Below are 10,022 nucleotides of genomic sequence, written 5' to 3' on the forward strand. Positions count from 1 at the left end.
CGCCGGATCCACGGGTACGGGAACCCGCCGGGGTCAGTGCGGTGCGCCCCGCCACCCCGACACCGGCAGCGCGAACTTGGCCACCAGCCGGTCCGTGAACGACGCCTGGTGCAGCCGCGCGAGCCGTACGGGCACGGCACCGCGCCGCACCTCGACGCGGGCGCCTGCGGGCAGTTCCACGGTTCTGCGCCCGTCGCACCACAGGACCCCGTGCGGGGTGTGCGGCTGGACCTCGACGGCGAGCACCGAGGTCGGCGAGGTCACCAGCGGCTTGGCGAACAGCGCGTGGGCGCTGATCGGGACCATCAGGAGCGCCTCGACCTCGGGCCAGACGACGGGCCCGCCGGCCGAGAAGGCGTACGCGGTCGAGCCGGTCGGCGTCGCGCACACGATGCCGTCGCAGCCGAACCCGGTCACCGGCCGGCCGTCGATCTCCAGCACGACCTCCAGCATCCGCTCGGGCGACACCTTCTGCACGGCCGCCTCGTTGAGAGCCCAGTCGGTGTGGACGATGTCGCCGTTGCTGTGCACGAGGACATCGATCGTCATGCGCTCCTCGACGGTGTACGCCCGGGTGACGACCCGGTCGACGACCTTGTCGAGATCGTCGCGCTCGGCCTCGGCGAGGAAGCCGACCCGCCCGAGGTTGACGCCGAGCATCGGGACGCCCGAGGCGCGCGAGAGCTCCGCGCCCCGCAGCAGCGTCCCGTCGCCGCCGAGCACGATCAGGAGCTCACACCCGTTCACCGCCTCGGGCGAGGCGTCGGTGACGGTCTCGACGGACGACGGCAGCGGCAGGTCGGCCGCTTCCATCGCCAGGACCCGCACACCCAGGCCGCTGCGGAGCAGCCCCTGGACGACGAGCTCGGCACTGCGGATCGCGGCCGGCCGGCCGGTGTGCGCCAAGAGAAATACTGTTCGTGCCGCATTCGTCGTCAACGAGGCCCCTCCGCCACTGCACGGTCGACATCTGCGGGATCCAGCTCCGGTGCTCCGGCCCGCAGCCACAGAAAGTACTCGACGTTCCCCGACGGTCCGGGCAACGGGCTGGCCGTCACGCCCCGGACCCCCAGGCCCAGCGCCCACGCACGGCGGGCCACCTCCCGTACCGCTTCGGCGCGCAGCTCGGGGCTGCGCACCACACCGCCGCTGCCGAGGCGCTCCTTGCCGACCTCGAACTGCGGCTTGACCATCAGGACCAGGTCCGCGTCGGGGGCGGCGCAGCGCGCCAGGGCGGGCAGCACGAGACCGAGCGGGATGAACGAAAGATCACCCACCACCAGGTCCACCGCCTCGCCGTCGATCGCCTCGAGGGTCAGTTCCCGCACGTTTGTACGGTCCTTGACGGTGACGCGTTCATCGGACTGGAGCGACCATGCGAGCTGCCCGTAGCCGACGTCCACGGCGAGGACACGGGACGCTCCGGCGCGCAGCAGCACATCGGTGAAACCACCGGTCGACGCCCCGGCGTCCAGGGCCCGCCGGCCCTCCACCTTCAGCCCGAGGGGCACGAAGGCGGCGAGGGCGCCCGCCAGCTTGTGGCCGCCGCGCGAGACGTACTCGGGGTCGCTGTCGTCCTTGGTGACGACGACGGCGGCGCTCGTCTCGACCTGGGTGGCCGGTTTGGTCGCTGTGTTGCCGCCGACGGTCACCCGTCCTGCGGCGATCAGCTGGCTCGCGTGCTCGCGTGAGCGGGCGAGCTTTCGGCGTACCAGCTCGGCGTCGAGGCGGCGACGGGCCACTCCTGCCACGTTCGGTTCAGCTCCTGTTGTTGGACGGGTTGTCGTACGGGGGCGTCGGTACGGGTGCGGACCTGGCGTCGAGTGCGGTCAGCTCCTCGCGCAGGCCACGGTGTACATCCTCGTACACCTCGATGTGTCCGTCCGCCGGGAGGTGGTCCGCATCGGCCAGACGCTCCAGGTGCGCGTCCACGTCGGCGTTCCCCGTGGGCGTGCGTACGACACCGAGCGGTGCCGGGCCGGCAGGCTCGTGCGACACCGCGGGGGGCGGCTCCTGCGGCACGTCCTGCGGGATCTCCCCGGGCGCGGTTCCGGCGGCCGTGTCGGGCTCCGGCATCGAGTCGCTCATGCGGGAAACGCTACCTCGAAGGGCTGCGGTACCGTCGGTCACGATGGCGACCATGGAGGAGTGCCGCAGCGCACTCGACAGACTTTCCGACAACCTCGCGGGGGCCGACGGCGATGTGCGCGGCGCGGCGGCGCTGGACCGTTCGCTCAGCTGCCACATCAAGGACCTCGGCATGACGTTCACCGGACGTCTCGCCGACGGCCGGATCCGGGTCCTGGACACGGTCGAGGGACCGCCCCGGGAGAAGGCGGAGATCCGGCTCGCGATGACCGGGGACGATCTCGTGGCGATGGTGGACGGCGAGCTGAACTTCGCCAAGGCATGGGGCTCGGGCCGGGTCCGCCTGGAGGCGGGCTTCCGCGACCTGCTGAAGCTGAGATCGCTGCTGTAGCCGCCCCGTCGGGCCGGGCGGCCGCACGGGGCCCGTCCGGTGCTTGAGGACGGGGCGTGGCCGCAGGTCACGCGCCCCCGGCCACCGGCACCGCCCCCGCGACGCGCGCACCGCGCTTCCGCGCGGCGGGAATCACCAGCGGCGTCCCCGTCTCCGGATCGGGGATCACCTGGCACCGGAGCCCGAACACCCGCTCCACGAGCTCCGCGGTGACGATTTCCCCGGGCGCGCCCTCCGCGATGATCTCGCCCTCCCGCATGGCGATGAGGTGGGTGGCGTACCGCGCGGCATGGTTCAGATCGTGCAGGACCGCCACCAGGGTGCGCCCCTGCGTCTCGTGCAGTTCCGCGCACAGGTCGAGCACGTCGATCTGGTGCTGGATGTCGAGGTACGTCGTCGGCTCGTCGAGCAGCAGCAGCGGCGTCTGCTGCGCCAGTGCCATCGCGATCCAGACCCGCTGACGCTGACCGCCGGACAATTCGTCGACATAGCGATCACCCAGCGCTCCGATCCCGGTCGACGCCATCGATTCCTCGACAATGCGTTCGTCCTCGGGTGACCACTGCCGCAGCAGGCCCTGGTGCGGGTAGCGGCCCCGGGCGACGAGATCCGCGACCGTGATGCCCTCCGGTGCGATGGAGGACTGGGGCAGCAGGCCCAGCGTCCTGGCGACCTTCTTCGCGGGCAGGCTGTGGATCGTCTCCCCGTCCAGCAGCACCCGGCCGCGGGCCGGCTTCAGCATCCGGGAGAGCGCCCGCAGCAATGTCGACTTCCCGCAGGCGTTGGGGCCGACGATCACGGTGAACGAGTGGTCGGGGATCTCGACCGAGAGGTTCTCCGCGATGACCCGCTGGTCGTAGCCGAGGGTCACCGATTCGGCGGTGAGGCGCTGCATGGTCGTACTCCGGAGGTGGGTCGGATCGGTGAGGGAATGGGGTGCGGGACCGGTGCCGGCCGTCCGCTCCGTGCCCCGTGCGCGGGTCTTCATATTCGGCCCGCCCTGCGCTCGGACACCAGGAGCCACAGCAGATAGCAGCCTCCGAGGACCCCGGTGACGACGCCGACGGGCAGTTGCCGGTCGCCGAAGGCCTCCATCGAGACCCAGTCGGCGACGAGGAGCAGCGCCGCACCCATGAAGGTCGCCGCGACCAGGTTCGGGCCGGTGGAGCGGGTGAGCCGGCGGGCGAGCTGCGGGGCGCTGAGGGAGACGAAGGCGATCGGTCCCGCGGCGGCCGTGGCAACGGCGACGAGCAGCACGGCGGAGCCCATCAGGACGAGCCGGGTGCGTTCGACGCGTACGCCGAGCGCATACGCGGCGTCGTCGCCCATCTCCATCACCCGCAGCGCGGGCCCGTGTGCGAACACCAGCGGGAGCAGTACGCCGCAGACCACGAGCAGGGGCCAGACCTGCGCCCAGTCCCGGCCGTCGAGCGATCCGGTCATCCAGACGACGGCACGGGTCGCGTCGACCAGGTTGGCCTTGGTGATCAGGTACTGGGTGGCGGCGGTGAGCATGGCGGCGGCGCCGATCCCCACCAGGACGAGCCGGAACCCGTGCACCCCGCGCTTCCACGCCAGCACGTAGACGGCGACCCCGGTCAGCAGGCCGCCGGCCACCGCTCCGCCGGCGACCGCTGCCGCCCCGCCCTGGAAGAGGACGATCACGGTCAGCGCGCCGACGGTGGCGCCCTGGCCGAAGCCGAGCACGTCGGGGCTGCCGAGCGGGTTGCGCGAGATGGTCTGGAACACGGCGCCGCCGACGCCGAGCGCCGCCCCGACGAGGAGTCCGACCAGCACCCGCGGCAGGCGCAGGTCCGTGACGATGAACTCCTGCTGGAAGGTGCCGTGTCCGAAGAGCGTGGTGACGACCTCGCCCGGTGTCATCGAGAAGTCGCCGCTGCCGATGAGGACGACAGCCGTCCCCGCCGCCAGGGCGGCGAGCAGCACGATGACGAGGGAGGCCCGGACGTTCATCCGGAACGAGTACCCGCCGGCCGTCCGCACGGCCCGCACCGACCGTGCCGTGCCCTTCGTCCCCGCCGTCTCCTCCTGGGTGGCCTTCACAGCTGGGACATCCTCTTGCGTCGTACGAGGTGGATGAAGACGGGCCCGCCGAGCAGCGCGGTGACGATGCCGACCTGCAGTTCGGACGGACGGGCGACGACCCGGCCGACAACGTCTGCGCCGAGCAGGAGCACCGGGGAGAGCACGGCCGCGTACGGCAGGATCCAGCGCATGTCGGGTCCGGTGATCGCGCGCACCAGGTGCGGGATCATCAGCCCGATGAAGACGATCGGCCCGCACGCGGCCGTCGCGGCCCCGCACAGCAGGGTGACGGCGAGCATCGCGAGGACCCGGGTCCGGGTCAGATGGGCGCCGAGGGACCGCGCGGTGTCGTCGCCCATCTCCAGGGCGTTGAGCGGCCGCGCGATGAGCAGCGTGAGCAGCACGCCGAGTGCGATGAACGGCCACACCTTGCCGACGGTCTCCATGTTCGCGGAGGCCAGCGAACCGACGGTCCAGAACCGCAGCCGGTCCAGCGCCGCCGAATCCAGCAGCTGTACGGCGTTGACGTAGCCGTACAACGCGGCGGTGACGGCCGTCCCGGCCAGCGCGAGCCTTACCGGATTGGCGGACCGGCTGCCGCCGAGCAGGTACACGGCGACCGAGACGATCGCGGCTCCGGCGAAGGCGAACCACACGTACCCGGTCAGCGAGGTGACACCGAAGAAGCTGATGGCGGAGACGACCGCCGCCGACGCACCCGCGTTGACACCGAGCAGTCCGGGCTCGGCCAGCGGGTTGCGGGTCAGCGCCTGCATCACGGCCCCCGCGAGCCCGAGGGCGGCGCCGACGATGAGCCCCAGCACGGTCCGGGGAATCCGGACCTTCCGTACGAGGACGTCGTCGCCGCTCCCCGCGTAGTGGAACAGGCCGTGCCAGACGTCGGCGAGCGGCAGCCCCTTGGCACCGATCGCGATACTCGCGAGGCAGACCAGCACAAGGGCGGCCACCGCCACCAGGAGCCCTGCGGCACGTACCGCATGGCGTCTCGGGGGCGGGGCGCTCTCCGGCGCGGCTATCGGGCCCGGGCTCGGGTTCGGAGGACTCTCAACCAACACGCGGTTAGGTTAGCCTAGCCAACTATGAGCTCGGTCTTCCAGGGGCGGCCGGCCGCGAGCGGCCCGACGGCAAATGGCGTGGCCGTCGGACGTACGGGCTGACCTGGCCGCCCCACCCCGTTCTACAGTCCGAGCCGGGCCAGCGCCTTACCCGCGTCCAGGCCGCACGAGCCGTCCCCGGCGTGCGACCACGCGGCCCCGCACAGCGCCCGCAGACCGTCGAGCGCGTCCCCGTCGCCCTCCAGCGCCAGCCCTTCGCCCTGCACCGAGGCCGTCCAGCCGCCGCAGCCGTGCGTCGCGCCCGTCCGCGTCACCTCGGGCTGCCCCGTCAGCAGACCGCGCAGGTCCGCGTCCACGTACGTCGGCCGGTGTTCCGGCCCGGCGGCCAGCAACTGCGCCGCGTCCGCCACCCCGGTGAGCACGAGCAGGGAGTCCACTTCCCCGTTGAACGCCCCCTCGATGTCCGTGTCCAGCCGGTCCCCGACCACCAGCGGCCGCTCGGCCCCGGTCCGCAGCACCGTCTCGCGGTGCATCGGCGGCAGCGGCTTCCCCGCAACCTGCGGCTCGGCCCCAGTGGCGATCCGTACGACCTCCACCGCCGCCCCGTTGCCCGGCGCGATCCCCCGGGCGCTCGGGATCGTCAGGTCCGTGTTGGACGCGAACCACGGCAGCCCGCGGTTGATCGCGTACGCGGCCTCGGCGAACCGGCCCCACGCCAGGTCGGGCCCGCCGTACCCCTGCACCACCGCGACGGGGTCGTCGTCCGCCGACTCGACCGGTTCCAGCCCCCGTTCACGCAGCGCGACGCGCAGCCCCTCGCCCCCGATCACCAGCACCCGCGCCCCTGGCGGCAGCTGATCGGCGACCAGCCGGGCCACGGCCTGTGCCGACGTGATCACATCGGCGGACTCGGTGGGCACCCCCAGCTCGGTCAGATGCTCCGCCACCGCGGCCGGCGTCCGCAGCGCGTTGTTCGTCACGTACGCGAGATGCATCCCGCCGTCCCGCGCGGTACCGAGAGCATCGACGGCGTGGTCGATCGCCTGCCCGCCCGCGTACACGACACCGTCCAGATCGAGCAGTGCTGTGTCGTACGCCTCGCTCAGCGCGGCACTGCTCCCGCTCGGCCTGGTCCTGCTCGCCCGACTCATATTCCGCGCTCCTCATCGCCTGCGTATCCCCCGATCATCGCGCATCCCCGACCCGCGCATACGATGCGGAAATGAACACACGAGGCCCGGCGGACCAGGGACTGCGTCTGATTCCGTTCCGTGGACTGCGCTACGTCCCCGAACAGGTCGGCAGTCTCGCCGCGGTGACCTCGCCCCCGTACGACGTCGTCGTGCGCCCCGACGGGCTGCACCACCTGGAATCGGCGGATCCGCACAACATCGTGCGGCTCATCCTGCCCCAGGCCGACTCCGCGGCCGCCCGGCACGAACAGGCCGCCGCGACCCTGAACAGCTGGCTCGCCGAAGGGGTCCTCGCCCCCGACCCCGAGCCCGCGCTGTACGTGTACGAGCAACATGACGGCGACATCCTCCAGCGCGGCGTCATCGGCGCGCTGGCCCTCTCGGACCCCGCCGACGGCATCGTGCTCCCGCACGAGGACGTGATGGCCCATGTCGTCGAGGACCGCGCAGAACTGATGCGAACCACCGCGGCGCATCTCGAACCGCTGCTGCTGACCTACCGCAGCGACGGCGACGCCACGGGTACGACCGCCGTCATCGAGCGGACCGTCCACCGGCCGCCGCTGCTCGCCACCACCACCGAGGACGGCTACAGCCACCGGCTCTGGGCGATCACCGACCCCGCCGACCGCGCGGAGATCGAAACGGATCTGGCCGGCCGCCAGGCCCTGATCGCCGACGGGCATCACCGCTGGGCCACCTACCTCCGGCTCCAGCAGGAGCACTCCGTGCCCGGCCCCTGGGACTTCGGCCTGGTCCTTCTGGTCGACACCGCCCGCTATCCGCTCCGGGTCCGCTCCATCCACCGGCTGCTGCACGGCCTGCCTGTCGCCGACGCGCTCGACTCATTGGGCGGTCAGTTCCGCGTCCGCACCGTCGGGGGACCACTTCCCCACGCCCTGGACGTCCTTGCCGAAGCGGCGGCCCAGGGCAACGCCTTCCTGCTCGCGGGCGACGGCGGCTTCCATCTGGTCGACCACCCGGACGAGGGCCTGCTGGCCCGGACCGTTCCCGCGGACCGGCCGGCCGCCTGGCGCACCCTCGACGCGACGGTCCTGCACTCCGTCCTGCTCGACCACATCTGGCGGATCCCCGACGACCCCGCCCACATCGCCTACATCCACGACACGGCGGCAGCGGTCGAACAGGCCGAGCGCCACGGCTCCACGGCGGTGCTGATGCACCCGGTGCGCGAAGAGGTGGTACGGGACCTGGCCCGGCAGGGCGTCACCATGCCGCGCAAGTCGACCTCCTTCGGCCCCAAGCCGGCCACGGGCCTGGTTCTGCGCAGCCTGACTCTCGGCTGAGCCCTCCCGAACGCAGAGGAGGGCGGCACCCGTGGGGTGCCGCCCTCCTCTCATGCGCTACGCCTTGACGGGACCGTCGCCCTCGTCCAGGTCGTCATCCTCGTCCTCGTCGTCCTCGTCGATGTCGTCGTCCGCATCGACCACGACCGGCGCCTCGGCACCGGCGGGGGCGGCATCGTCATCGTCGCCACCGAGGGCGTCGACGAACTCGACACCGTCCAGCTCGGCAAGGCGGTCCGATGCGTCCGTGGAGCCGTCCTTGTCGGCCTCCAGGGCCTTCCCGAACCACTCACGCGCCTCGTCCTCGCGCCCCGCCGCCAGCAGCGCGTCCGCGTACGCATAGCGCAGGCGGGGCGTCCACGGGTGAACGGCGCTGGAGGCGAGCTCGGAGCTCTGCAGCGTCACGATGGCGGCGTCGATCTGCCCCATGTCCCTGCGGGCGCCGGCAGCCACCAGACGCATCTCGACCTGACCGGCCTTGTCCAGCTTCTGCACCTCGGGCTCACCGGCCATGGCCATCGCCCGCTCGGGCCGGCCGAGTCCACGCTCGCAGTCAGCCATGACAGGCCACAGCTCCACGGAACCGGTCATCCGACGGGACGCCCGGAACTCCGCCAGTGCCTCGGCGTACTTCTGGGTGGCGTAGGCGGCGAAGCCGGCAGCCTCCCGCACGGCCGCCACACGCGAGGCAAGCCGCAGAGCGATGCGCGAGTACGCGTACGCCTGCTCGGGGTCCTCGTCGAGGAGCCGGGCCACCATGACAAGGTTCCTGGCGACATCCTCGGCCAGGGTCTTGGGCAGGCTCATCAGCTCCTGCCGGACGTCCTTGTCGATCTCGTGGCCGGTGACCTCGTCGGGAATCGGAAGCCGCTTGATGGGCTCACGGTCCCGGTCGTCCCGCCGCTCGTACCCGCCACGGTCGTCACGCCCGCGGTAACCGCCCCGGTCACGATCGTCCCGCTGCCCGCGGAAGCCGCCACCGGAGGAGCCGCCACGGCTGTCGTCACGGCGGAAGCCACCACCGGAGGAGCCGCCACGGCTGTCATCGCGACGGAAACCGCCACCGGAGGAGCCGCCTCGGCTGTCGTCACGACGGAAGCCGCCGCTGCGGTTGTCGTCGTCGCGGCGCGGCCCGCGCGGCCGGTCGTCACGACGCTCGAAGCCACCACTGGGACGACCACCACGGTCATCGTCCCGACGCGGAGCCCGATCATCACGACGGAACCCACCACCCGTGGAACCACCACGACTGTCGTCACGGCGGAAGCCACCGCCGGAGGAGCCGCCACGGCTGTCGTCACGACGGAAGCCGCCGCTGCGGTTGTCGTCGTCGCGACGCGGCCCACGCGGCCGGTCGTCACGACTCCCGACGCCCCGACGCGGAGCCCGATCATCACGACGGAACCCACCACCCGTGGAACCACCACGACTGTCATCACGACGGAAACCACCACCGGACGACCCACCACGACTGTCGTCACGACGCGGAGCACGATCGTCACGGCGGAACCCACCGCCGGACGAGCCGCCACGGCTGTCATCGCGACGCGGAGCACGGTCCCGGTTGTCACGGTCGTCGCGACGGAACCCGCCGCCACCCCCGCTGGTGGGCCGGCTGTCGTCGCGGCGGAAGCCGCCACTGCTGTTGGGCCGGCTGTCATCGCGTCGGTTGCCGCCGCGGTCGTTGTCCCGACGCTGGCCGCCTGATCGGTCGTCACGACCGCCGCTGAAGCCGCCCCGGTCACCGCCGTCCCGGCGACGCGGCTCGCGCTCCGAACGATCGTCGGGAGAGTTGGTGGACATCGGTGGTGCTCCTGTCATCGGGTACTACAGACATTCTTGCGCAGCCGGACATCCGACGCGCTTCGGAAAAACAAAAAGGACCCTTGGTCCCAGCGTTGAACGCTGGGACCAAGGGTCC

General features: G+C 72.0%; 11 protein-coding genes. 3 read left to right on the forward strand and 8 right to left on the reverse strand.

Features of this window, described 5'->3' with window-relative positions; translation table 11 throughout:
- Positions 1-33: 33 nt before the first annotated feature.
- From JGS39_RS26390 to JGS39_RS26400, 3 genes are read right to left on the reverse strand one after another with little or no spacing between them, the layout of a single operon-like run.
- Entirely contained in the window at positions 34-939 is a 906-nt protein-coding gene (locus tag JGS39_RS26390; protein WP_219572077.1) for an NAD kinase, read from the reverse strand.
- Positions 936-1,751 (reverse strand): TlyA family RNA methyltransferase, encoded by an 816-nt coding sequence (locus JGS39_RS26395; RefSeq protein WP_219572078.1) that lies wholly within the window; start codon positions 1,749-1,751, stop codon positions 936-938. The genes JGS39_RS26390 and JGS39_RS26395 overlap by 4 nt, the downstream gene beginning before the upstream one ends.
- Before the next feature lie 7 nt (positions 1,752-1,758).
- The gene (locus JGS39_RS26400) at positions 1,759-2,088 is read right to left on the reverse strand and encodes a hypothetical protein (RefSeq protein WP_219572079.1); all 330 of its coding nucleotides are present in this window, start codon (positions 2,086-2,088) and stop codon (positions 1,759-1,761) included.
- A 43-nt stretch (positions 2,089-2,131) separates the two neighbouring features.
- On the opposite strand from JGS39_RS26400, the gene JGS39_RS26405 reads away from it, so the two are divergent.
- Positions 2,132-2,479, forward strand: coding sequence for an SCP2 sterol-binding domain-containing protein (locus tag JGS39_RS26405; RefSeq protein ID WP_219572080.1), 348 nt, complete (start codon positions 2,132-2,134; stop codon positions 2,477-2,479).
- Positions 2,480-2,546: 67 nt separating this feature from the next.
- Here JGS39_RS26405 and JGS39_RS26410 read toward each other — a convergent pair whose 3' ends face one another.
- The 4 genes from JGS39_RS26410 to JGS39_RS26425 form a co-directional block, all read right to left on the reverse strand.
- Positions 2,547-3,374, reverse strand: coding sequence for an ABC transporter ATP-binding protein (locus JGS39_RS26410; protein ID WP_219572081.1), 828 nt, complete (start codon positions 3,372-3,374; stop codon positions 2,547-2,549).
- An 89-nt stretch (positions 3,375-3,463) separates the two neighbouring features.
- Complete coding sequence (locus tag JGS39_RS26415) at positions 3,464-4,453, reverse strand: FecCD family ABC transporter permease (protein ID WP_236064374.1); 990 nt, start codon at positions 4,451-4,453, stop codon at positions 3,464-3,466.
- A gap of 86 nt (positions 4,454-4,539) precedes the next feature.
- Positions 4,540-5,499 (reverse strand): FecCD family ABC transporter permease, encoded by a 960-nt coding sequence (locus tag JGS39_RS26420; RefSeq protein WP_219572091.1) that lies wholly within the window; start codon positions 5,497-5,499, stop codon positions 4,540-4,542.
- Between the two features lie 224 nt (positions 5,500-5,723).
- Positions 5,724-6,752, reverse strand: a complete 1,029-nt coding sequence (locus JGS39_RS26425; protein WP_219572083.1) for an HAD-IIA family hydrolase — start codon at positions 6,750-6,752, stop codon at positions 5,724-5,726.
- Positions 6,753-6,823: 71 nt separating this feature from the next.
- Here JGS39_RS26425 and JGS39_RS26430 point away from each other — a divergent pair, with 71 nt between their 5' ends.
- Positions 6,824-8,101 (forward strand): DUF1015 family protein, encoded by a 1,278-nt coding sequence (locus JGS39_RS26430; RefSeq protein WP_219572084.1) that lies wholly within the window; start codon positions 6,824-6,826, stop codon positions 8,099-8,101.
- Between the two features lie 57 nt (positions 8,102-8,158).
- Here JGS39_RS26430 and JGS39_RS26435 read toward each other — a convergent pair whose 3' ends face one another.
- Complete coding sequence (locus tag JGS39_RS26435) at positions 8,159-8,908, reverse strand: tetratricopeptide repeat protein (protein WP_219572085.1); 750 nt, start codon at positions 8,906-8,908, stop codon at positions 8,159-8,161.
- A 30-nt stretch (positions 8,909-8,938) separates the two neighbouring features.
- Between JGS39_RS26435 and JGS39_RS26440 the strand changes: the two genes are divergently transcribed.
- Positions 8,939-9,808, forward strand: coding sequence for a hypothetical protein (locus tag JGS39_RS26440; protein ID WP_219572086.1), 870 nt, complete (start codon positions 8,939-8,941; stop codon positions 9,806-9,808).
- Positions 9,809-10,022: the final 214 nt, after the last annotated feature.

The organism is Streptomyces poriferorum (assembly GCF_019399235.1).
In the GTDB taxonomy this organism is placed as follows: Bacteria; Actinomycetota; Actinomycetes; order Streptomycetales; family Streptomycetaceae; genus Streptomyces; species Streptomyces poriferorum.

Bases quoted from the DNA above. Each gene is read 5' to 3' on its own strand.
- JGS39_RS26400 (WP_219572079.1), bottom strand. From the start codon at position 2,088: ATGAGCGACTCGATGCCGGAGCCCGACACGGCCGCCGGAACCGCGCCC.
- JGS39_RS26430 (WP_219572084.1), top strand. From the start codon at position 6,824: ATGAACACACGAGGCCCGGCGGACCAGGGACTGCGTCTGATTCCGTTC.
- JGS39_RS26415 (WP_236064374.1), bottom strand. From the start codon at position 4,453: ATGAACGTCCGGGCCTCCCTCGTCATCGTGCTGCTCGCCGCCCTGGCG.
- JGS39_RS26410 (WP_219572081.1), bottom strand. From the start codon at position 3,374: ATGCAGCGCCTCACCGCCGAATCGGTGACCCTCGGCTACGACCAGCGG.
- JGS39_RS26425 (WP_219572083.1), bottom strand. From the start codon at position 6,752: ATGAGTCGGGCGAGCAGGACCAGGCCGAGCGGGAGCAGTGCCGCGCTG.
- JGS39_RS26405 (WP_219572080.1), top strand. From the start codon at position 2,132: ATGGCGACCATGGAGGAGTGCCGCAGCGCACTCGACAGACTTTCCGAC.
- JGS39_RS26435 (WP_219572085.1), bottom strand. From the start codon at position 8,908: ATGAGCCTGCCCAAGACCCTGGCCGAGGATGTCGCCAGGAACCTTGTC.